The organism is Mycobacterium sp. GA-1841, assembly GCF_001954135.1.
Classification (GTDB): domain Bacteria; phylum Actinomycetota; class Actinomycetes; order Mycobacteriales; family Mycobacteriaceae; genus Mycobacterium.
Genome location: NZ_MBEQ01000017.1, coordinates 1 through 22,482 on the forward strand (window position 1 = coordinate 1; position 22,482 = coordinate 22,482).

At 68.3% G+C, this 22,482-nt stretch carries 23 protein-coding genes; 4 read left to right on the forward strand and 19 right to left on the reverse strand.

Annotated elements, in window-relative coordinates; all coding sequences use genetic code 11:
- From A5740_RS04370 to A5740_RS04380, 3 genes are all read right to left on the reverse strand, one after another.
- A partial coding sequence (locus A5740_RS04370; protein WP_175616161.1) for a tripartite tricarboxylate transporter permease occupies positions 1 to 499 on the reverse strand: 499 nt, incomplete at its 3' end.
- A complete protein-coding gene (locus A5740_RS04375) occupies positions 500 to 997 on the reverse strand; it encodes a tripartite tricarboxylate transporter TctB family protein (RefSeq protein WP_076191809.1) in 498 nt (165 codons plus the stop codon).
- Positions 982 to 1,965 (reverse strand): tripartite tricarboxylate transporter substrate binding protein, encoded by a 984-nt coding sequence (locus tag A5740_RS04380; protein ID WP_076192204.1) that lies wholly within the window; start codon positions 1,963 to 1,965, stop codon positions 982 to 984. The genes A5740_RS04375 and A5740_RS04380 overlap by 16 nt, the downstream gene beginning before the upstream one ends.
- Positions 1,966 to 2,086: 121 nt before the next feature.
- Here A5740_RS04380 and A5740_RS04385 point away from each other — a divergent pair, with 121 nt between their 5' ends.
- Positions 2,087 to 3,667 carry an ATP-binding protein gene (locus A5740_RS04385; protein ID WP_076191811.1) on the forward strand — a complete coding sequence of 527 codons (1,581 nt, stop codon included), beginning with the start codon at positions 2,087 to 2,089 and terminating at the stop codon, positions 3,665 to 3,667.
- Positions 3,660 to 4,313 (forward strand): response regulator, encoded by a 654-nt coding sequence (locus A5740_RS04390; RefSeq protein ID WP_076191813.1) that lies wholly within the window; start codon positions 3,660 to 3,662, stop codon positions 4,311 to 4,313. Before A5740_RS04385 ends, A5740_RS04390 begins: the two co-directional genes overlap by 8 nt.
- Positions 4,314 to 4,340: 27 nt before the next feature.
- On the opposite strand, the gene A5740_RS28915 is transcribed toward A5740_RS04390, so the two are convergent.
- Complete coding sequence (locus A5740_RS28915) at positions 4,341 to 4,496, reverse strand: hypothetical protein (protein WP_217696681.1); 156 nt, start codon at positions 4,494 to 4,496, stop codon at positions 4,341 to 4,343.
- Positions 4,497 to 4,545: 49 nt separating this feature from the next.
- On the opposite strand from A5740_RS28915, the gene A5740_RS04395 reads away from it, so the two are divergent.
- Complete coding sequence (locus A5740_RS04395; protein WP_076191814.1) at positions 4,546 to 5,268, forward strand: type 1 glutamine amidotransferase; 723 nt, start codon at positions 4,546 to 4,548, stop codon at positions 5,266 to 5,268.
- Between the two features lie 46 nt (positions 5,269 to 5,314).
- Positions 5,315 to 5,995, forward strand: a complete 681-nt coding sequence (locus A5740_RS04400; RefSeq protein WP_076191816.1) for a phosphoribosyltransferase — start codon at positions 5,315 to 5,317, stop codon at positions 5,993 to 5,995.
- Positions 5,996 to 6,005: 10 nt separating this feature from the next.
- Here the strand turns inward: A5740_RS04400 and A5740_RS04405 are convergent, their stop codons facing one another.
- The 15 genes from A5740_RS04405 to A5740_RS04475 all read right to left on the reverse strand — a co-directional run bounded on the left by A5740_RS04405 (position 6,006) and on the right by A5740_RS04475 (position 22,450).
- Positions 6,006 to 6,380, reverse strand: a complete 375-nt coding sequence (locus A5740_RS04405) for a hypothetical protein (RefSeq protein ID WP_076191818.1) — start codon at positions 6,378 to 6,380, stop codon at positions 6,006 to 6,008.
- A gap of 73 nt (positions 6,381 to 6,453) precedes the next feature.
- A complete protein-coding gene (locus A5740_RS04410; protein ID WP_076191820.1) occupies positions 6,454 to 7,275 on the reverse strand; it encodes a DivIVA domain-containing protein in 822 nt (273 codons plus the stop codon).
- A gap of 216 nt (positions 7,276 to 7,491) precedes the next feature.
- Positions 7,492 to 7,782 (reverse strand): YggT family protein, encoded by a 291-nt coding sequence (locus tag A5740_RS04415; protein WP_036449468.1) that lies wholly within the window; start codon positions 7,780 to 7,782, stop codon positions 7,492 to 7,494.
- Positions 7,783 to 7,939: 157 nt separating this feature from the next.
- Positions 7,940 to 8,581, reverse strand: coding sequence for a cell division protein SepF (locus A5740_RS04420; RefSeq protein ID WP_076191821.1), 642 nt, complete (start codon positions 8,579 to 8,581; stop codon positions 7,940 to 7,942).
- On the reverse strand, positions 8,578 to 9,411 hold the full coding sequence (locus tag A5740_RS04425; protein ID WP_076191823.1) for a YggS family pyridoxal phosphate-dependent enzyme: 834 nt from the start codon (positions 9,409 to 9,411) through the stop codon (positions 8,578 to 8,580). Before A5740_RS04425 ends, A5740_RS04420 begins: the two co-directional genes overlap by 4 nt.
- A gap of 45 nt (positions 9,412 to 9,456) precedes the next feature.
- Positions 9,457 to 10,167 carry a peptidoglycan editing factor PgeF gene (pgeF, locus tag A5740_RS04430; RefSeq protein ID WP_139334929.1) on the reverse strand — a complete coding sequence of 237 codons (711 nt, stop codon included), beginning with the start codon at positions 10,165 to 10,167 and terminating at the stop codon, positions 9,457 to 9,459.
- 34 nt (positions 10,168 to 10,201) lie between these two features.
- Positions 10,202 to 11,362 carry a cell division protein FtsZ gene (ftsZ, locus tag A5740_RS04435; protein ID WP_076191825.1) on the reverse strand — a complete coding sequence of 387 codons (1,161 nt, stop codon included), beginning with the start codon at positions 11,360 to 11,362 and terminating at the stop codon, positions 10,202 to 10,204.
- A 210-nt stretch (positions 11,363 to 11,572) separates the two neighbouring features.
- Positions 11,573 to 12,547, reverse strand: a complete 975-nt coding sequence (locus A5740_RS04440; RefSeq protein ID WP_076192210.1) for a cell division protein FtsQ/DivIB — start codon at positions 12,545 to 12,547, stop codon at positions 11,573 to 11,575.
- 29 nt (positions 12,548 to 12,576) lie between these two features.
- Positions 12,577 to 13,995: a UDP-N-acetylmuramate--L-alanine ligase gene (murC, locus tag A5740_RS04445; protein ID WP_371454720.1), complete on the reverse strand. Its 1,419-nt coding sequence runs from the start codon at positions 13,993 to 13,995 to the stop codon at positions 12,577 to 12,579.
- Between the two features lie 38 nt (positions 13,996 to 14,033).
- A complete protein-coding gene (murG, locus tag A5740_RS04450; protein WP_076191828.1) occupies positions 14,034 to 15,206 on the reverse strand; it encodes an undecaprenyldiphospho-muramoylpentapeptide beta-N-acetylglucosaminyltransferase in 1,173 nt (390 codons plus the stop codon).
- Positions 15,203 to 16,837 carry a putative lipid II flippase FtsW gene (gene ftsW / locus A5740_RS04455; protein WP_076192208.1) on the reverse strand — a complete coding sequence of 545 codons (1,635 nt, stop codon included), beginning with the start codon at positions 16,835 to 16,837 and terminating at the stop codon, positions 15,203 to 15,205. The genes murG and ftsW overlap by 4 nt, the downstream gene beginning before the upstream one ends.
- A gap of 4 nt (positions 16,838 to 16,841) precedes the next feature.
- Positions 16,842 to 18,323 (reverse strand): UDP-N-acetylmuramoyl-L-alanine--D-glutamate ligase, encoded by a 1,482-nt coding sequence (gene murD, locus A5740_RS04460; RefSeq protein WP_076192212.1) that lies wholly within the window; start codon positions 18,321 to 18,323, stop codon positions 16,842 to 16,844.
- Positions 18,310 to 19,389 carry a phospho-N-acetylmuramoyl-pentapeptide-transferase gene (gene mraY / locus A5740_RS04465; RefSeq protein WP_076191829.1) on the reverse strand — a complete coding sequence of 360 codons (1,080 nt, stop codon included), beginning with the start codon at positions 19,387 to 19,389 and terminating at the stop codon, positions 18,310 to 18,312. Before mraY ends, murD begins: the two co-directional genes overlap by 14 nt.
- Positions 19,386 to 20,915: a UDP-N-acetylmuramoyl-tripeptide--D-alanyl-D-alanine ligase gene (gene murF / locus A5740_RS04470; RefSeq protein WP_076191831.1), complete on the reverse strand. Its 1,530-nt coding sequence runs from the start codon at positions 20,913 to 20,915 to the stop codon at positions 19,386 to 19,388. Before murF ends, mraY begins: the two co-directional genes overlap by 4 nt.
- Positions 20,912 to 22,450, reverse strand: a complete 1,539-nt coding sequence (locus A5740_RS04475) for a UDP-N-acetylmuramoyl-L-alanyl-D-glutamate--2,6-diaminopimelate ligase (RefSeq protein WP_076191833.1) — start codon at positions 22,448 to 22,450, stop codon at positions 20,912 to 20,914. Before A5740_RS04475 ends, murF begins: the two co-directional genes overlap by 4 nt.
- Between the last annotated feature and the right edge of the window lie 32 nt (positions 22,451 to 22,482).

The following is a 22,482-nucleotide window of genomic DNA, read 5'->3' on the forward strand; positions in this document are numbered from 1 at the left end:
GCTTGGACGAACCCAGCACCGCGGTCACGGCGACCAGGGCGAACAGCATGATGGCCAGGTAGGACGGCGCGCCCAGGGTGACCGCGAACCGCGAGATCGGTGGGGCGAACGCGGCCAGCAGCGCGGTCCCGATCGCCCCGGCCACGAACGAGCCGATCGCCGCGGTGGCCAGGGCCTGGGCGGCCCGGCCGGCCTTGGCCATCTTGTTGCCCTCGATCGCGGTGATCACCGACGACGATTCCCCTGGAGTGTTCAGCAGGATCGAAGTGGTCGAGCCGCCGTACATCCCGCCGTAGAAGATCCCGGCGAACATGATGAACGCCGCACTGGGACTGACGTTGTAGGTCACCGGGAGCAGCAACGCCACCGTCATGGCCGGCCCGATACCCGGGAGCACACCCACCGCGGTGCCGAGCAGTACCCCGATCACCGCGTACAGCAGATTCATCGGGGTGGCGGCCTCGGCGAACCCCTGCAACAACCAGTCGAAGTTACCCATCTACAGAATCCCGTCGAGAATGCCTGCGGGCAGCGGGATTCCGAGCCCGGAGTAGAACGCATAGAAGCTGCCGACCGACAGCACCGAACCCATCACCAGGTTGCGGATGTAGTGCCGGTTTCCGAGAACCGTTGCCGCCCCGGCGAACAGCAACGCCCCGGTGATGGCCCAGCCCAGTGGTTTGACCGTGACGATCACCAGGACGAACAGCCCGACCAGTAGGCTCACCGTGCGCCAGTCTCCTGGCATGTCCGGGTCCACGTCCTCCCCCGCGTCGGCCTCACCGACCGATCCGCGTCCGATCGCCACAGCCAGGATGGCCGCCAGCACGATCAGCACGATCCCGATACCCAGCGGGAAAGCCCTTGGCCCCACCGGATCTACCTTGGCGAACCCGCCGGTCAAGGTCGGCGCGTCAAAGATCAGGAACCCGCCGACGGCAACCAGGACCGCGCAGACCAGATACTGCGCCTTGTCGAGCTTCACAACAACCCCAATTCGTTCAGCGTGGTGGAGACGCGGTTGTCCTGATCCCGCAGGAATTGTTCGAACTCGTCGCCGGTGCTGAACGCGTCACTCCAGCCGTTCTTGACCAGCGCGTCACGCCACTGCTGGGTGCCGTGCAGTTCGGTCAGCGCGCGCACCATGGCGGCCTTGGCGCCTCCGGAAATGCCCGGTGGCGCAAGGATTCCACGCCAGTTGGTGAACGTGAGGTCGACGCCGGCCTCGGTGAGCGTCGGAGCGTCGATTCCCTCGACCCGCTCTTTCCCCGACACCGCCAACACCCGGACCTGGCCGGCCTCGATCTGGTCGACGAATTCGCCGAGGCCGGTGGTTCCCGCCGCGATCTTCTTGCCCAGCAACGCCGTCAACAGGTCGCCGCCGCCGTCATAGGTGATGTAGTTGACCTGCCGCGGGTCGACCCCGACCGCACGCGCAGTCTCCATCGGGAACAGGTGATCGGGTCCACCCGGCGAGGATCCACCGCCGATCGTGACCTTGGCCGGATCGGCCTTCCACGCCGAGATGAGATCGCCGATGGTGCGGAACGGCGAATCCCCTGGCACCAGAATGCCTTCCTGTTCCTCGACCATCTTCGCCAGCGCGGTGGCGTCGGAGGCGCGCGCGTTGGACCCGTTGGTGTACACCGCTCCCACCACCCCAAGACCCATCATCATCATGAGGTCGTCGTTGCCCTTTTCGTTCATCAGCCGGGCCATCGCGACAGTGCCGCCGGCCCCGATGACGTTGAACACCTCGATGCGCCCGGTGATATCGGTGTCCTCCATGACCTTCACCGCGGTGCGGGCAGTGAGGTCGTACCCGCCACCCGGACTGTTGGGCACCATCATGCGCAGCCGGTGCAGACCCCGGGATTCGTCACCACGGGTCACCCCGCAGGCCGTCACCAGCATCAGGGCGACCACGGCCACCATCAGCGCGGCACCTAGCCGTCGAAACCTCATGGTCAGCAATACTGGACCCATGACGTGACGCAGGTCACCCATTCGGTCGCAAAGGAAGTTTTGTTCGTTGAGTACACAGGCCGGGCGTTCAAAGGTCGGGCGGTCACCGTCGCCACGCAAGTTGCTGCCGCAGGGCAGTCTGGCCGGACGCTTCCTGGTGTTCCAGCTGCTCGTTGTCGCGGTGGTGTTGATCGCAGTGGCCGCCGTGTCCGTGGCGCAGTCCACGCGCGAGTTTCGCGACGTGCGCGGACAGCGAATGATCGCCGTCGCCGAAAATGTGGCGTCCACCCCCGTCGTCCGCGACCGCTACGGCGATCCGTTCGCCGCCCAGGTACTGGCGCCCGAAGTCGACCGGGCGGTGGCGCTCTCGGGTGCCGACCTGGCCGAGATCACCGACCCGACCGGAGTGGTGCGGGTGTCCTCGGACCCGGCCCGGATCGGGCATCGCCTCAACCTGGACGTCAGCCGTGCCGACGAAGGCCGCGGCTGGTCCGGTGACACCGACATCGACGGCGTACATCACCTGGCGGGCCAGGTTCCGATCCTGAGCCCGGACGGCGAGGTGCTGGCGATCGTGTCGGTCACCCAACGTTATCCGTCGGCCTGGCAGCTGTTGGGCGGCGCCGGTGAACGGTTGCTGATCTATCTGGGGCTGGGCGCCGCGCTCGGAATGCTGGTGTCATGGCTGTTGTCGCGCCGGATCGGCCGCCACACCCGGGGCCTGGACATCGCCGAGATCGCCAACCTGGCCGATCATCGGGAAGCGCTGCTGCACAGCATCCGTGAGGGCGTCGTGGCAGTGAACAACAACGGGGTGATCACCGTGGTCAACGACAGTGCCTGCGACCTCCTGGATATCGATGCGGGGGCGGTCGGCAAACGTGCCGACGACGTGGAACTCGACCCTTCGGTCGTGGCTTTCCTGTTGTCCGACGAGCCAATTCGTTCCGAGGACAGCGACGTGGTGATCACGACGCGCAGCCGCGTGCTGGCGCTGAACCGGCGTGCGGCAAGCAGCCAGGGGCAGCGCATCGGTACGGTGACCACCATGCGCGACAGCACCGAGCTCGCCGCACTCCAGGCACAACTGTCCTCCCACCGCAGTGTCACCGACACCTTGCGGGCCCAGACCCACGAGTTCTCGAATCAGTTGCACACCATCTCCGGTCTCGTCCAACTCGGCGAGTTCGATGCCGTGCACGAGCTGGTCGGCACCTTGACCCGCCGCCGCGCCGAGATCAACGAAGCGGTGACACAACATGTTTCCGATCCCGCGGTCGCCGCACTGCTGATCGCGAAGACCTCGCTGGCCGCCGAGAACGGGGTCACGCTGACGTTGGCCTCCGACAGCCATCTCGGCGTGTTGGAGCCCGCCCTGGCCACCGACGTGATCACCGTGCTGGGCAACCTGATCGACAATGCCGTCGACGTATCGGTCGGGTCGCCGGCTGCACAGGTGAGCGTGCGCATCGACGATACGGCCGGCCTGCTGTTGGCCGTTGCCGACTCCGGTCCCGGTGTGCCCGAACACCTTCGCGAGATCATCTTCTCCCGCGGCATCACGTCCAAGACCCCGGTCCCCGGGGGGCGCGGCATCGGACTGTCGCTGGTGCGTCTGGTCACCGCCCAGCACGGCGGTGACGTCGAGGTCACCGACGCCCCGGACGGTGGCGCCCTGTTCGTGGTGCGACTCCATGCGTGACGTATTGGTCGTCGACGACGACTTCATGGTGGCCGACATCCACCGCCGATTCGTCGAACGTGTCGACGGCTTCCGGCCGGTATCGGTGGCGCGCAACGGATCTGAGGCCCTGGCGGCCGCCGCCGAATTTCATCCCGACCTGATCCTCCTCGACGTCTACCTGCCCGACATGACCGGACTGGATGTGCTCCGACGGCTACGCACCGAGGGCAACCGCGCCGGGGTGATCATGGTGACCGCGGCGCGCGAACTCGACACGGTCCGCGGGGCGTTGGACGGCGGGGCCGCCGACTACCTGGTCAAGCCGTTCGACTTCGACCAACTGCGGGTGAAGCTGTTGGCCTTCGCCGCGCGCGCCGACGCCCTCGCCGCCACCGGCGGTGCGGACCAGGCGACGATCGATGCGCTGTTCGGAGGTACACCCCCACCCGCACTGCCGAAAGGGCTGGGTGCCGAAACCGGGCGTCTGGTGATGGATGCCGTGCGCCGCACGGGTGAGGTGTCGGCGACCGAATGTGCCGATCTGGTGGGTATTTCACGGGTCAGCGCGCGGCGCTATCTGGAGTACTACCTGAGCACGGGAGCCCTCCAGGTACGGCTCCAGTACGGCACCGGCCGCCCGGAACGGCGCTATCGGGCCAGATAACTGGCAGAGGACTGGGTAGGTATCTCGTCATCGATACCGCGTCGAACTCACCGAGGCGTTGCGGGTGCTGACCCGGAAACTGCGAAATCCGAGCTTGCCGGGTCGCGGCTCGTGGAAACCGATGCCCGGCATCACCGGTCCAGCGAGCCCGCCGATGGCGTTCTTGGTCGCGTGAAGGTCCAAAAACTGGACCTGAAATCCGCGCCCGCCGAGCCGGCGAAATAATGGTCCCGTGACACCGAGGGTTCTGTTTGTGCGCAACGACCACACGGCCACCGAAGCCATGCTGCACCCCGTCTTCACCGAATACGGGTTCGAGATCGACACGTTCGATGTCGTCGTCGCCGATCAGGAGAACGACCCGGTCGGCCAGGTGTCCTTCCCCGATCCGACCGACTATGACGCGATCGTTCCCTTGGGTGCCCGCTGGCCGGTGTACGACGAGGCCTTGCGCGGCAGCTGGGTCGGCGCCGAAATGGAAATGGTCCGCCGGGCCGTCGAGACCGGGGTCGGCGTGCTCGGCGTGTGTTTCGGCGGGCAGCTCGTGGCGCAGGCCTTCGGCGGGTCGGTCAGTCGATCGCCGGCACCCGAGGTCGGCTGGTATGACGTGGCGAGCGACGACGAGGGACTGATTCCCGGTGGGTTGTGGTTCCAGTGGCATTTCGATCGCTGGACACTTCCCCCGGGTGCGACGGAGATTGCCCGGACGGCGAACGCTTCCCAGGCCTTCACTCTGGGCACGGCGCTCGCCCTGCAGTTTCACCCCGAACTCGATTCCGCGCTGCTGGAAACCTGGTTGACCAACGATCGCGACGGCTCAGCCGCCGGCATGGGTCGTACCCATGACGAATTGCGTTTGCAGACAAAAGAACTCATCGACGACGCGGCCACACGTGTGCGCACACTGGTCGGCGGTTTCCTGAACCGGGTGGTCCGGCGAGAGCCGCCGACGTAGGCTGGCGTCAGCCGGTCAAGTTCCTCCCCACCGGCCACAGAAGTCGATGAACGCCTGGAGCCTGCGAGCCAACGCAGAACGCGTCTACCAGGACCGCCGCGAGGCGGGCCGGGTCCTGGCCGGGCAGTTGACGTCCTATCGCGACCGTTCCGACGTGCTCGTCCTCGGGTTGGCCCGGGGCGGAGTCCCGATCGCCTGGGAGGTCGCTGCCTCTCTACACGCACCCCTCGACGTCTTCGTGGTGCGCAAACTGGGCGTGCCGCAATGGCCGGAACTGGCCATGGGCGCGGTGGCGCCCGGGGGCGGTCTGGTGATCAACGAGGCGCTGGTGAACCGCCTGGGCATCGACGAGGACACCATCGTCGAGACGATCCGGCACGAGAACGCCGAGGTCGAGCGGCGCGAGCAGGCCTACCGCCAGGGACGTCCGGCGCCCGACGTGACCAACCGGACGGTCATCCTCGTCGACGACGGCATCGCGACCGGAGCCACGATGCTGGCCGCCGTGCGGGCGGTACGGTCCGCCCGGCGAGTCGTCGTCGCGGTACCCGTCGGACCGCCGACGGTTTGCACGGAACTGCGCAACGAGGCCGACGAGGTGATCTGCACCAGCACTCCGCCCCGATTCGAAGCGGTGGGTCAGGTGTTCGCAGACTTCCACCAGGTGAGCGACGAGGAAGTCTGCCGCCTACTGGCCGAACCCACCACGAAGCCCGATGAAGGCTAGCTGCGAAGGGCTAGTTGTTGCGCTTGTCGACCGAGTCGTCGGGCTCGACGTCCACGTCCGCGGCATCGGACTCGACCGCGACATCCGATTCCGGTTCGGCGACCAACTCTTCCTCGGGATAGTCGATCGGCTCCCGGGCTTCCGGGGACTCCTCGACCGCTTCGAACGACTCGGTGGTCTCGCCCGCGTCAGCGTCTGACGGGGATTCCTCATCGCCGGCCTTGGCGCCGCGAGACCGTTCGCGCAAGGCGTCGACGATCAGCAGCAACACGCCGATCACGCTGGCACCGATACAGACCCAGGCGATCAACTCATTGCTGGTGACGACCGCGGTCACCAGCGCAGCCAGGCCGATGACGGCAAGCACGAGCGCAATGATCAACATCGTTCAACCCTAAGTGTGGTGGCCCGGAGAATCGGGCCGCTTCACGACTGTGTCGAGAAGCCAGACGGACCGGTCAGTTGTTACCGCGGTTGAACTGGCTGAAACCGCCGGCCGAGTCGTTGTTGGCGCTGGAGTCCACCGGTGCCGCCGAGCCGCGCTGGCCCAGCTCTTCGAGCTGAGACTCCAGGTACGTCTTCAGGCGCGTGCGGTACTCACGCTCGAACGTGCGCAGCTGCTCCAGACGGCCTTCCAGGACCGTGCGCTGCTGGTTGATCGTGCCCATGATCTCGGAGTGCTTGCGCTCGGCGTCGGCCTGCAGGGCGTCGGCCTTCTCCTGCGCCTGACGCAGCTGGGTTTCCGACCGGGTCTGCGCATCGGCCAGCATCGCGTCGGCACGCTGACGCGCCTCCGAGACCGTGGTCTCCGCGGTCTTTCGGGCGTCGCTGACCATGGCGTCGGCCTGGGCACGGGCATCGGAGAGCAGCTTGTCCGACTCGGCCTTCGCCGTGGAGGTCAGACGATCGGCGGTGTCCTGGGCCAGGCTGAGCACGCGGGCCGCGCGCACGGCGGTGTCCTCACTCGGCGCCGCGGCGGGGGCGGCCGGTGCCGGTGGGGCCTCGTACACGGGCTGGGGCGCCGGGGTCGGCTCGGGCTCGGGCTCGTAGACCGGGATGGATTGGCTGGACGCTGCGCCGCCGCCGGCACGTGCCGAGGCGAGTTCCGAATCGAGCTCGGACACCCGCTGCCGGAGATCGGCGTTCTCCTCGATCAGCCGAGTCAGTTCATTCTCAACCAGATCGAGAAAGGCATCGACCTCGTCCTCGTTGTAGCCACGTTTGCCGATGGGCGGCTTGCTGAACGCGACGTTATGGACGTCCGCTGGTGTGAGCGGCATTGTCTGCCCCCTTGAAGTCTTGGACTGTCAACCGATCTAAAAGTGTAAAGCCTTGCTTGAACGCAACTGGCGTCCATCCTGTCACACCAGACCCGGCGGTTGCAGTGGAGGCCTATTTTTAAGAACGAATTTCAATCTTCTTACGCATTTGCGGCGCGTCCGGCAAACGCCTGGAGCTGCTGAAACCGAGGGCCTGCACAACGGATCTCTGCGGATCTACATGGCGGCGTTGAACGCCAGCTGCATACCGATGAACGCTGCCAGCAGAAGCACCATGATCGACAGATCGAAGCGCACCGCGCCTATCGTGAGCTGGGGAATGAGCCGTCGCAGCAGTTTCACGGGCGGGTCGGTGACCGTCATGATCAGCTCGAGCACCACGACCGTCAGACCCTTGGGATGCCAGTCGCGGCTGAACGAACGGATGAACTCGACGACGACGCGTGCGATGAGCAGCAGCCAAAAGATGAACAGCGCGAAACCGAGTATTTCGAAAAACAGCGACAACTGAGCCGACCTCACTACAGCAGGATGTGTGACATTGGATACAGGTCGCCGTAGGCCGGACACATCTCACACAGATGACGCGGTCAACCGATAGTGCGACGCCGCCAGCCTACCGGGCCGTGACTGGGCATCCGGAAGGCGCAGCGGCGTCGCTGCCCTACTGATAGGCGTAGAAGCCGGCCTCGGCGATCCGGCGTCGCTGCTCAGCGCTGACGTCGACGTCAGCGGGCGACAGCAGGAACACCTTGGTGGCCACCTTGTCGAAGGAGCCGCGCAGCGCGAACGCCAGCCCGGCCGCGAAGTCGACCAGACGCTTGGCATCGGCGTTGTCCATCGAGACCAGGTCCATGATCACCGGCGTGCCGTCACGGAACCGTTCACCGATGGTGCGCGCCTCGCTGTAGTCCTTCGGCCGCAGTGTGGTGATCTTCGCCAGCGGGCTGCCCGCTTCGAACAGCTCCGCCATCCGGCGCGGGTCCATCGCGAGCGAACCGCGGGTGGACCCGGCCAGTGAACCGAGACGCGGTGCCGGGCGGTCGAATTCACGGGGGCCGCGCATGCGGGCATCGAATCGCTGTTCGTCGGCGAAACCACCGCCCGGGTAGCCGCCCCGGTAGGCCGGGCCGTCGTCGTACTCGGGGGCCTCATAGCCGTAGCCGTCTTCCTCGAAGCGCTCGTCACGGGGCCGCCGGGCGTAGCTGCGGGGAGCTCCGCGCTCGTCGTCCTCGTAGTACTCGTCGTCGTAGTCCTCCATCGGCGCCATGCCGAAGTAGGCCTTGACCTTGTGCAGTGTGCTCATCTCGGCGACCCTTCTGCTGACGATGGGGGTGGTGGTGTCTGTGATGAAGATGTGACTGGTGTGACTACTTCCGGTGACGTTAGCGGGCGTTGCCCCATGAGCGCGGTACCGACACGCACACACGTAGATCCGTGTTTGACCGCGGTTTCGAGATCTCCGGACATCCCTGCCGACAGTTCGAGTCGATGCTGGTAGTCGCGCTGAACCCGGTCCCGCTCGGCTGCCAGCCGCGAAAAAGCGTCGTCAGGGTCGGATTCCAAGGGCGGGACACCCATCAGCCCGACGAACTGCAGACCCGCGGCAGCGTTCGCTGAGCCACAGATCTCGTCCACCAGCGCACCGTCGTTCACATCGATGCCGCCGCGGGCGGTATCGCCGTCGAGACTGATCTGGATGTAGACCCGCAGCGGTGCGTCGCGCGTGCCGGCCGACAGCGCCTCGGCCGCCGCGCGGTCCAACGCGGTCAGCAGACGCACGCTGTCCACCGAGTGCGCGGTGTGCGCCCAGCCGGCGACGGCCCGCGCCTTGTTCCGCTGGATGCGGCCCACCATGTGCCAGCGAATCGGCGCTTCCGACAATTCCTTGCGAACCGCCGCAACTTTATTGGCGGCCTCTTGTTCGCGGGATTCACCAAATGCCAGGCACCCTAATTGATTGAGAATAATGACATCGGAGGCCGGAAAGTATTTTGTAATCGGCAGTAATTCAATTTCATTGACATTTCGTCCGACCGATTCTGCCGCCCGCGCCAAACGCGCCCGCGTTGCACCGAGCGCGGCGGTCAACTCGGCCGTCCGATCGGCATCACGCCCGCGCTGCACGGTACTCATCTCGGGCTCACTCGCGACTCACTCCGGTTTCGTTCTGTGATCCGTTCACCGACTCGGCTCCATCCACACCACACTCGCCAGCCGTCCGGTCGGGGCATCGCGGCGATGGCTGAACAGTGCGCGGTCGGCGACCGTGCACCTCGGATCGATGTCGATCGCGGTGACCCCCAAAGCCGTTAACTGCCGGGCGATTCCGGCCCGCAGATCCAACCCGGGGGTACCGCGTGAGGTGGTGGTGCGCGAGCCCGGCAGCGCCGCCTCGACGTCGGCGGCCATCGATTCGGGCACCTCGTAGTTGGCGCCACTGACCGCCGGCCCGAGCAGCACCGAGATATCCCCGACATGTGCGCCGGCGGCCAACATCGTCTCCAGCGTGCGCGCGACGATCCCCTTTTGCGCGCCGACCCGGCCGGCATGAACTGCGGCCACCACGCCGGCCCGGGCATCACCCATTAAAACCGGCACGCAATCGGCGGTCACCACCACCAAAGCCAAACCCGGCTGCGACGTCACCAATGCATCGGTATTTTCGACTGCGCCCGCACGCGGGCCGTCCACCGTGACGACGTGATCGCTGTGCACCTGATTCATCCACACCAGCGCGTCGGCACCGACGGCGGCAGCCAACCGTCGCCGATTCTGGGCCACGGCCGCCGGGGCGTCGCCGACGTGATCGCCCAGGTTGAACGAATCGAACGGTGGCGCCGAGACGCCTCCGGCCCGGGTGGTGGTCACCCGGCGAATGCGCACACTCACGATTCCAGTATCCGAACCGTCCGTCAGGGCCGGGTCAGTGCCGCATGAACGGCGGCACGTCGACATCGTCGTCGGAGATCCCGCCGTCGCCGTCGCCGCCGACGCTGACGGTGGCGCCATTGGTGTGGGCCGGCACGCTCGCCGCGTCCGTCGGCTCGAACAGTGACGTGGTCACCTTGCCCGCGCGCGCCGTCGCGATCGGCTGGGTCTGCGCCGCACTCGGGCTGACCACCGGCTTGCGGCTGGGCCCGGCGCTGTCGAAGCCGGCCGCGATGACCGTGACCCGCACTTCGTCGCCCAGCGAGTCGTCGATCACCGTTCCGAAGATGATGTTGGCCTCGGGGTGCGCAGAATCCTGCACGAGCGAGGCGGCCTCGTTGATCTCGAACAGGCCGAGGTCACTACCGCCGGCCACCGACAGCAGCACACCCTGGGCGCCCTCCATCGAGGCTTCCAGCAGCGGCGAGTTGATCGCGATCTCGGCGGCCTTGAGCGCACGGCCGTCACCGCGGGCCGAGCCGATGCCCATCAGCGCGGTGCCCGCTCCGCTCATGACGCCCTTGACGTCGGCGAAGTCGACGTTGATCAGGCCCGGGGTGGTGATCAGGTCGGTGATGCCCTGGACACCGTTGAGCAGCACCTCGTCGGCGCTGCGGAAGGCATCCATCAACGACACCGCGGCGTCACCCATCTGCAGCAGCCGGTCGTTGGGGATCACGATGAGCGTGTCGCAGCTCTCGCGCAGGGTCTGGATGCCGTTCTCGGCCTGGTTGCTCCGGCGCTTGCCCTCGAACGAGAACGGCCGGGTCACCACACCGACGGTGAGGGCACCGAGCTTGCGGGCGATCGACGCCACCACCGGCGCGCCGCCGGTTCCGGTGCCGCCGCCCTCGCCGGCGGTGACGAACACCATGTCGGCGCCGCGCAGCAGTTCCTCGATGTCGTCCTTGGCGTCCTCGGCCGCCTTACGGCCCACCTCGGGGTCCGCTCCGGCGCCGAGTCCGCGGGTGGAGTCCCGACCGACGTCGAGCTTGACGTCGGCGTCGCTCATCAACAGTGCCTGCGCGTCGGTGTTGATCGCGATGAACTCGACGCCTTTGAGGCCCTGTTCGATCATCCGGTTGACGGCGTTGACACCGCCGCCGCCGATACCAACCACCTTGATTACCGCGAGGTAGTTATGCGGGGGGGTCATCGTTGTCTTCCTCCCAAGTCGGGTGTTCTCAGTGCTCCTGACGCCGAATCCTCCCGAGCAAACCCTCAACCTCAACCATAGGCTTAGAGTTATGTCAAGTAGTTCCGCGCAAACAGAACGGTAGGGGGCCGACGTCATCGATCGCGGCAGGCGCGCCGACGCGCCGCGCGGCAATTTATGCCGAAGGCCCGATTGCTCCTCGCGGGCGGGTCACTTCACCGTGGGCAGATCCGGGCTGGAGACGTCGTACGTGTGGCCAGGCTGGGTCAGCAGGGCGGCCAGCTTGAGCGCCTTCTCCTCGGTCCGGTCGTTGGTCCCCCACACCACGACCCGTCCATCGGTGAGTGTCAACGCGATCGAGGCGACGGACGGCGCGGCGATCCGGCCGACCTGGGCGACCACATCCGGAGGCAAGGCCAGCATCACCTCGAGCGCTGCCTTGGTGGCGGGATCCTTGGGGCCGGGATGGTCGGTATCCAGATACGGCAGCGTGGGCGGAGGCGGCTCGGTGGCGAAGTCGACGCCGTCGCGGTCGAACAGATGCGGCCCGTCGGGATAGTCCTTGACCACCACCGGCACCCGCTCGACCACGGTGATCCGCAGCGTCGAGGGGTACTCCCGCTGCACCCGCGCCGTGGCGATCCGCCGGATGGCGGCCACCCGCTCGGCAACCGCATCCGTGTCGATCTGCAGCAGCGGCGTGCCCGGTGCCACCGCCGCAGCCGCCAACACCTGCTCGGTGGGCACCGCAGCCGCACCGGTGACCGCCACAGTGCGAGCCGACATCACCGGCGTGAAATACAGCACCAGGCCCAGCGCCACCGCCACCACGCTCGTCAACGCCGACCACAGCAGCACCTTGAGACCGCGAACAGTGCTGCGCGCCACCGTGTTCGGCGCATCCGCCGATTGACCGATCCGACGCTTGGCCTCCCGGCGAGCCTGCTCGATGGCCATCGCGCGGTCCCGCGCCGCTCGGCGCTCGGCGCGCTCGCGGCGGGCGCGGCGGCGAGGCCCCTCGAAGTCGGCTTCCACCTCGGGCGAATCAGACCCGACCTCAGGCGAATCAGATTCAGCCTCAGGCGAATCAGATTCAGCCGCAGGCGAATCAGACTCCGCCGCGGGCGGCGAATCAGGCCCAGCCGCGGGCGGCGCAGTGCCCGCCTCGTCGGGAACCTCGGTCACCTCATCGGCACCGTCAGGACCCGGCTCCGTCACGGCGATCCTGAGGGCGAACGGCCCGGGGCACTGCGGTTGGCCTTGATTCCGAGCTCGGTCAGGATCTCCTGGCCCAGCATGGTGACATCACCGGCCCCCATGGTGAGCACCACGTCCCCGGAACGGGCCGCGGCCGCCACCGCCGCGGCCACCGCAGAGAAATCGGGCACGTAGGTGACTGTCGAGGTGACATGCTCGGCGACCGTGGCCCCACTGATGCCGGGCAGCGGCTGCTCACGCGCACCGTAGACGTCGAGGACGAAGACCTCGTCGGCGGCGCTGAGCGCCGCGCCGAATTCGGACGCGAAAGTCGCTGTGCGCGAATACAGATGCGGCTGGAACGCGACGAGGACGCGGCCACCGGTCGGCTCGACGACGGTGCGGGCCGCCTCGAGCGTGGCCCGCACCTCGGTGGGATGGTGCGCGTAGTCATCGAAGACCCGGACGCCGGACGTCGAGCCAACGAGCTCGAAACGCCTTCGTACACCTTCGAATTCGGCCAGACCGTCGAGCACGGTTTCCGCCGACGCGCCCACCTCGACGGCGGCCAACAATGCGGCCAGCGCATTGAGCGCCATGTGCCGTCCCGGCACCGCCAGGCGGATCGCCCGCGGATGCGGCTCACCGGCGAGTTGGATGTGGGCCACCGCGCCGGTCCCCTGCTGTTCCCAACTCAGGAGGGTGCCGGCCAGATCATCGGCCGGGGTGCTGCCATATCGCAAGACCCGGATTCCCAGCGCGGCAGTGTGTTCGGCGAGAGCCGCGGCTCCCGGATCGTCGGTGCACGCCACCAGGGCACCACCGGGTGCAATGCGGTCGACAAACGCCGAGAAGATCTCGGTGTAGGCCTGCTCGCTGCCGAAGAAGTCCAGATGATCGGCCTCGATGTTGGTGACCACCGCAACATTCGGGGTGTACTCCAGCAGCGAGCCGTCACTCTCGTCGGCCTCGGCGACGAAGCACGTCCCGCTGCCGTGGTGGGCGTTGGTGCCCGCCTCACCCAACTCCCCGCCGACCGCGAACGACGGATCGAAACCGGCGTGCTGCAACGCCACGATGAGCATCGACGTGGTGGTGGTCTTGCCGTGGGTGCCGGTCACCATCAAGGTGGTGTAGCCGGTCATGAGCTTGGCCAGCACCACCGGTCGCAGGATCACCGGGATTCCCCGGCGCCGGGCCTCGACCAGTTCGGGATTGGTCTTGGGGATCGCCGCATGGGTGGTGACGACAGCGGTCGGCCCACCGGGCAGCAGATCCAGTGACGACGCGTCGTGACCGATCCGGATCTCGGCGCCACGAGCCCGCAACGCGACCACCCCGCGTGACTCCTTCGCGTCCGATCCGGAGACCAAACCGCCGCGATCCAGCAGGATCCGGGCCACGCCCGACATCCCGGCTCCCCCGATTCCGACCATGTGCACCCGTTCCAACTCGGCCGGAAGTGAATTAGCGTTCACCGCAGCTTCTTTCGTTGGTCACGGACCACGTCGAGGGCGACCTGCGCCACCTGTCGGGCGGCATCGGGATGGCCGGACAACGACGCGGCTGCCGTCATCGCGGCCAAGCGTGCGTCGTCGGTCATCAAGCCCGCGACGGCATCGGCCACGTATTCACCGGTGAGGTCGGCATCGTCGACGATGACGCCGCCGCCGGCCGACACCACGGGCAGCGCATTGAGCCGCTGCTCACCGTTGCCGATCGGCAGCGGGACGTACACCGCGGGCAGTCCGACGGCGGTCACCTCGGCCACGGTCATCGCCCCGGACCGGCAGATCGCCAGGTCCGCTGCGGCATAAGCCAGATCCATGCGATCCAGGTAGGGCACCGCGACGTAGGGCGGCGCGCCGTCGTCGGCGGCGGGCAGGTCGAGGGTGTTCTTCGGCCCATGGGCATGCAGAACCGAAACACCAGCAGCCGCAAGGGCTCTCGATGCCGAGGAGACGGCGCGGTTGATCGACTGCGCCCCCTGAGAACCACCGAACACCAACAGCACCTTGGCGTCGGGGGCGAACCCGAAGAACGCCCTGGCCTCGGCCCGCAACGCCGCCCGGTCCAGTGAGGTGATCGCGGCGCGCACCGGCACCCCGACGACCTCGACCTTGCGCAGTCCCGGATCGGGGACCGCCGCGAGCACCCGGCGCGCCGAGACGGCACCGACCCGGTTGGCCAGCCCCGCGCTGGCGTTGGCCTCGTGCACCACCACCGGGACGGCACGGCGGCGCCCGCGCAGGCCGAAGCCGCCGCGCGCGGCCAGATAGGCCGGCAGTGCCACGTACCCGCCGAACCCGATCACCACGTCGGCCTGGACACCGGCGAGTACCGAGCGGGTCTGGCGGATTGCGGTACGCACCCGCAGCGGCAACCGCACCAGATCACCCGAAGGCTTGCGCGGCAGCGGGACCGGGGTGATCAATTCCAGGTCATAACCGCGCTGCGGGACCAGCCGGGTCTCCAGTCCCCGGGCCGTGCCGAGGGCGGTGATCCGCACCTGCGGGTCGAGTTCACGCAGCGCATCGGCCACCGCCATCGCCGGCTCGACGTGACCTGCCGTACCGCCGCCGGCGAGTACGACGGATATCCCCCGGTCGCTCCGTTCCTGCCCCCGAGGCTCAGATAACCGGCTCACCCGTAACGCTGACCTTCCAAAGTCCGGGCCCGATGACCCTGTTTCCGCTGGCCTGCACCATATCGGACCGACGACCTTCCGGTACCGGCCGGCTGCTGGGTGGTGGTCCGTCCGGACCGCCCACCGCGGCGATCCGCACCGTGGGGGGCGCGCCGCCGGGCCGCCGGTTGCTTGGCCGCGCCTCGCTTGCCGGCCTGCTTGGCAGCCTGTTTGGCAGCTTTCTGGGGGGCCGGTTTGGTACCGGGCTTGACCGGGCTGCGCGTGGGCTTCTTGCGGCGGTCGTGCAGGCGATTGCGAGCCACCTCCAGCCGGGTGGGGACGTAGGGCTCGGGGAGCGGCAACCGCAGCAGCCGGTTCATCCGATCATCGCGCCCGGCCCGCAGTGCCGCCACCGCCTCGGGTTCGTGCCGCGCGGCATTGGTCACCAGGCCCATCATCAAAAGCGTTGTGGCCTGTGAGGACCCGCCGGCCGAGATCAGCGGCAGCTGCAGCCCCGTCACCGGCAACAGCCCCACCACATAACCGACGTTGATGAACATCTGGCCGACCACCCACAGCGTGGTGGTGGCGGCCAGTAGGCGCAGGAACGGATCGGCCGAACGCCGGGCGATGCGCATCCCGGTGTAGGCGAACAAGCCGAACAGGGCCAGCAGTCCCGCCGCGCCGATGAAGCCCAGCTCCTCGCCGATGATCGCGAAGATGAAGTCGTTGTGCGCGTTGGGCAGATAGTTCCACTTCGCCGTGCCCTGACCGAGCCCGTCGCCGAAGACGCCCCCGTTGGCCAGCGCGAACCGGGCCTGCCGGGACTGATAACCGATGCCCTGAGAGTCTGCCCCCGGATCCAGCCAGGATTGCACCCGGTCGGACCGATAACCGGCGGAAACCGCCAGCACGCCGGCGGCCAGGACCGCCGCCGCCAGCGAGGACAGGAACACCCGCAGCGGCAGGCCGGCGTACCAGAGCAGGCCGAGCAGGATGATGCTCAGCGACACCGTCTGCCCCAGGTCGGGCTGGGCGACGATCAATGCCAACGCGATCACCGCGGCGGGAACCAGCGGGATCAGCATCTCGCGCAACGAGGCCCGCTCCATGCGCCGGGCCGCCAGGAGATGCGCACCCCAGATGGCGAACGCGATCTTGGCCAGCTCCGAGGGCTGCATGGAGAAACCGGCAACGACGAACCAACCGCGCGACCCGTTGGCCACCTTGCCGATGCCGGGAATGAGCACCAGCACGAGCAGCACGATCGTGAACGCGAAGCCCGGAAAGGCCAGCCGGCGCAGGGTCCGCACCGGGATCCGCAGGGCCAGGTAGAACGCGATCAATCCGACGACGGTCCACATCACCTGCCGGCCGAACACCGCCCAGGGCGAGCCGTCGAAGTCGTAGGAGTACACCCCCGAGGCCGAGAGCACCATGATCAGACCGAGCGTGGTGAGCAACGCGGTGACGGCGATGATCAGGTGGAACGAGGTCATCGGCCGGCCCAGCCAGACTCCGAAGCGGGTGCGTGGGGCGCCGGCCGCCGTCGAGGTGGACTCGGCGGAGCCGCCGGCGGCTGCCGCGGAATCGGCGGCCTTGCCGGTTGCGTCATCGCTGCCGCGGCGCAACCGGGCCAGGATGCTGACCACCTCGCTAGCCGATCGCGGCGCGCACGGCACCGGCGAACGCATCGCCGCGCTGGCCGTAGCCGCTGAACTGATCGAAGGACGCGCCCGCTGGGGCCAGCAAAACGGTGTCACCCGAGCCGGCCAGCCCGCGGGCAGCATCGACGACCGCCGCCATGACCGCATCGGAGACCGACCGGTCGCCGACTTCGATCACACGAGTCACATGATCACCAAGGGACTCATTTGTCTCAAGCACCCCAGAATCCTCCCCCGTCACAACCTCGACGACGGGGACATCCGGGGCGTGTCGCGATAACGCATCGGCAACCAGGTGCCGGTCCCGACCGATCAACACGACTCCGACCAGCCGATTCGCCACCGCACGGACCAACTCGTCGACCGATGCGCCTTTCAGCAATCCCCCGGCGATCCAGACCACCCGCTCGAAAGCGGTGATCGAGGCCTGCGCGGCATGCGGGTTGGTGGCCTTGGAATCGTCGACGAAACGCACCCCGTCGACCTCCCCGACCGGCTCGGCGCGGTGTCTGCCGACCCGGAAGGACGCCAAGGCGGCCGCGATGGACCCCGGCGTCACCCCGACCGCACGGGCCAGCGCGGAGGCAGCCAACGCGTCGAGCACCCCGACCGGGCCCCCCACCGGGATCGTCGCGGCGTCCGCCAACTCGACATCGTCACCGAACGCACGGTCGACGAGCTTGCCGGCGCGCACCCCCAGCTCACCGGGCGCCGGCTCACCCAACCGGAACCCGACCCGCACCGATGCCCCGGCGGCAGGCAACAGTCCGGCCGCCACCGGGTCGTCGAGACCCGCCACTGCCACCCGCCCGGCCAACGCCCGGGACTTGTCCGCGGCATAGGCCGCCATCGAACCGTGCCAGTCCAGGTGGTCCTCGGCGACATTGAGCACCGCACCGGCCTCCGGTCGCAGCGACGGCGCCCAGTGCAGCTGGAAACTGGACAGCTCGACCGCGAGGTGGTCGGCAGGCTGGTCCAGCACGGCCAGCACCGGGTCACCGATGTTGCCGCACAACAGGCTTCGTCGCCCATCGGCCAACAGCATCTCGTGCAGCATCGAGGTGGTGGTGGTCTTGCCGTTGGTGCCTGTGACCACCAGCCAGCGTCGCGGCGGTCCATAGCGGCCCGCCGCGTCCAAACGCCAGGCCAGTTCCACGTCCCCCCAGATCGGCACCCCGGCCGACGCGGCCGCGGCCAGCACGGGGGCCGAGGGCGGGAATCCCGGGCTCGTCACCACCAGCGCGTAATCGGCGATGGCCGCGATCGCACCGGCAGGTTCGATGACCGCGGCGCCCTCCGCGGCGTACGACCGCAGCGTCTCGGCGTTGTCATCACACAGCGTGGCCGCCACGCCCAGCGGCGCCAGGGCCGCGAGCACGGCACGGCCGGTCACCCCGGCACCGGTGACCAACACCGGTGCGTCCGGTGTCAGCAGCGACAGCTCACCGGCGGGCACGTCAGGCCCCGACAGCGGTGAGCCACTCGCTGTAGAACAAGGCCACACCCAGACCGCAGGCGATCGCCGTCAGCAGCCAGAACCGGATGATCACCGTGGTCTCGGCCCAACCCACCAACTCGAAATGGTGATGGAACGGCGCCATCCGGAACACCCGGCGGCCCGTGGTGCGGAAAGCCAGGATCTGCACCACCACCGAGGTCACCTCGGCGACGAACAACGCACCCAGGACCACGGCCAGGATCTCGGTGCGGCTGGTCACCGACAGGCCGGCGATGATGCCGCCCAGGGCCAGCGAGCCGGTGTCGCCCATGAAGATCTTGGCCGGCGCGGCGTTCCACCACAGAAAGCCGATACACGCCCCCGCCGTGGCGGCGGCGATGATCGCCAGGTCCAGCGGGTCCCGCACGTTGTAGCAGCCCAGGCCGGGCGCAGTGGCGCAGGCGTTGCGGTACTGCCAGAACGTGATCAACACATAGGCCGCGCACACCATCGCCATCGCGCCGGCCGCCAGCCCATCCAGGCCGTCGGTGAAGTTCACCGCGTTGGACCAGGCGCTGACGATCACCACGCAGAACACCACGAACACCCAGGAAGCCAAAGTGACGGTGGCGATCTCGCGGACATAGGACAACTCGGGGCTGCCCGGGGTCAGACCGTCGCCGTTGCGGAACTGCAGGACCAGCACACCGAACAGCACCGCAGCGGTCAACTGACCGACGGTCTTGGCGGTCTTGTTCAACCCGAGATTGCGCGAGCGCCGCAGCTTGATCAGGTCGTCGATGAATCCGACCAGGCCGAGCATCGTGGCCAGGCCCAGCACCAGCAGCCCGGAAGCCGACGGACCCTCCCCACCCAATGCGACGCCGACCAGATGAGTGCCCAGGTACGCCGCCCAGATGCCGGCCACGATCGCCACCCCGCCCATCGACGGGGTACCACGCTTCTTGGCGTGGCTGGCCGGACCGTCCTCCCGGATCTCATGACCCAGCCCGCGCTTGGTGAACAACCGGATGAGCGCGGGGGTCAGCAGGATCGACACCGTCAGCGCGATGCCGACGGCGATCAGGATGAGCTTCATCGGTCGCCGTTCCGATCGTGACCAGAAACCAGCGCATCGGCGAGCGGACCCAACCCCACGGAATTGGAGGCCTTCACCAACACCACGTCCCCGGGCTGCAACTCGGCCCGCAGCAGGACCAGTGCGGCGTCGGCGTCCTCGACCATCGTGGACTCAGATCCCCACGAACCCTCCATCACCGCGCCGTGGTGCATGGCGTTCATAGTCCTCCCGGTTCCGACGACGATTAACCGAGACACATCTAAGCGCACGGCGAACCGACCGATGGCGTCGTGCTCGGTAATCGCGTCGTCACCGAGTTCGGCCATTTCGCCGAGCACTGCCCAGCTGCGCCGCTTCCCGCCGGCGTCCCCGGAGTTCTGCCGGGCCATCCAGGCCAACGCCTTGAGCCCGGCACGCATCGAATCCGGGTTGGCGTTGTAGGCGTCGTTGATCACCGTCACCCCGTCGGCGCGGGTGGCGACTTGCATGCGATGTCGGGAGACCGGTCCCGCACCCGCCAGCGACGTGGCCACCTGCTCCAGCCCGGCGCCGCACTGCAGCGCGACGGCGGCCGCACACAATGCGTTGGCGACCTGGTGGTCACCGTGCACCGCGAGGGCCACCTGGGTTTCGTCCCCGCCCGCGTGCAGTGTGAACCGCGGCCGGGCCAACTCGTCGAGGGTGACCGGGCCGGCCCAGACATCGACCTGTGAACCGGGCTCACGCGAGACCCGCACCACGCGGGCCTCGGTCACCTCCGTCATCGCCGCCACCGCGGAGTCATCCACGTTGAGGATGACCACACCCGAGGCCGGGACCGCTTGCGGCAACTCGGATTTCGTCCTGGCGATGGCCTCACGTGAACCGAACTCACCCAGGTGCGCGGTACCCACGTTGAGCGCCACCGCGATCTGCGGTGGCGCGATCGCAGCCAGCGCGGCGATGTTGCCCGGATGGCGGGCCGACATCTCCAGGATCAGGTAATCGGTCTCGGGCGTGGCCCGCAGCACCGTCCAGGGATGCCCGAGCTCGTTGTTGAACGAGCCCGGCGGCGCGATCACCTCACCGAGCGGGGCCAGCACCGCAGCCAGCAGATCCTTGGTCGAGGTCTTCCCCGAGGACCCCGTCACGCCGATGATCCTCAACCCCCCGGCCACCAGCTCGGCGGCCACCGCCGCGGCCAGCTTGGCCAGCGCGGCCAACACCGCGGCACCGGAGCCGTCGGTGTCGAATTCCAAAGCGCCCGAAGAGGCGTCGACTTCCGCGGGGCCAGGTGCGCTGGGCTTCTTCACGATGATTGCCGGCACCCCGACCGGGCGGGCGGCCAGCACCACGACGGCGCCGGCGGCCACCGCCGCGGCGGCGAAGTCGTGCCCGTCGGAACGCGCCCCGGGCAACGCCAGGAACAACCCACCGGGGCCGATCGCTCGCGAGTCGAACTCGACCGTGCCGGTGACCCGGGTGACCGCCGCCTGTTCCGCGGTGATGTCGACCAGTTCGCCGCCGACGATCTCGGCGATCCTGGCGATGGTCATCTCGATCACGTGCCCGTCTCCCCTGTCTCAAGTGCGTCCAACGCCGCCGCGAGCTCGTCGCGATCATCGAATGGTCGCGTCTGACCACCGGCGGTCTGCCCGCTCTCGTGGCCTTTTCCGGCGATCAACACGATGTCACCGGACCCGGCCCAGGCCACCGCGTGCTCGATCGCGGCGCGCCGGTCGGCCACCTCCACCACCTCGGCGCCCGACGGAGCGTCAACGGCGCCGGCCACGATCGCCGCCCGGATCAGCGCGGGATCCTCATCGCGGGGGTTGTCGTCGGTGACGACGACGAGGTCGGCCAGCTCCGCGGCGACCCGTCCCATCGGCCCGCGCTTGCCCGTGTCCCGGTTGCCGCCGGCTCCGAACACCACCGCGATCCGCCGACCAGGTCCCCGCAGAGTTTCCAGGACCGCCTGCAGCGCGCCGGGCTTGTGCGCGTAGTCCACCAGCGCCAGAAACGGCTGTCCCCGGTCGATCGGCTGCAGCCGGCCGGGGACGGACGCCGTGGCCAGGCCTGCCGCGGCCCGTTCGGGCAACACCCCGACCCCGTGCAGCAGCGCGATCGCCAGGGCCGCGTTGGCCACGTTGTATCCGCCGGTCAACCCGATCCGCATCCGGTGCGACGCCCCGGTGGGGTCGACGAGGCTGAACTCCTGGGCGCCCACCCCGACGGCCGTGACGTCGCGGACCTGCCAGTCCGCGGGCCGGCCCGCGGCGCTGACGGTCACAGCCTTCGCCGCCCGGTGGGCCATCGCCGCGCCGGCCTCGTCGTCGACGCAGACCACCGCAGCCGCGGCGTGGTTGTGCGAGCGAGGATCGAACAACCGGGCCTTGGCCTCGAAGTAGTCGGCCATCGTCGGATGGAAATCGAGGTGGTCGCGCGAGAGGTTGGTGAAACCGCCCAGAGCGAACGCGATCCCGTCGACCCGGCCCAACGTCAGCGCGTGACTGGACACCTCCATCACCACGGTGTCCACACCGCCTTCGACCATCACCGCCAACAGCGCCTGCAGATCCGGCGCCTCGGGCGTCGTCAGCGAACTCGGCACGTCACGACCGTCGATACGCACCCCGACCGTCCCGATCAGCCCGGCCACCCGGCCCGCAGCGCGCAGCCCGGCCTCCACCAGATACGTGGTCGTCGTCTTGCCCGAGGTGCCGGTCACCCCGATCACGGTCAGCCGCTCCGACGGCCGGCCGTACACCTCGGCAGCCACCTCACCGAGCACCGAGCGAGGATCGGGATGGAGCAGGATCGGCACGTCTAGCCCGCCGAGGTCAACGGCGCCGGCCTGATCGGTGAGCACCGCCACTGCGCCGGCGGCGACCGCGTCGGCCGCGTAGCGCGCCCCGTGCACCGCCGAGCCCGGCAATGCGGCGAACAGGTCACCCGGCCGGGCGTCCTGACCGCGCAGGGTCACGCCCGTCACACGAAGATCCGGCGGAAGACTTCCGGCCGCCCAGGTTGCCCTGACCTGTTCGGCGAGCGAGACGAGATATTGGCCGACGGGACGGCTGGGACGCAGCTTCATGGCCATGCCACAGTACCCATCCGCGGTCCGCAGACCGC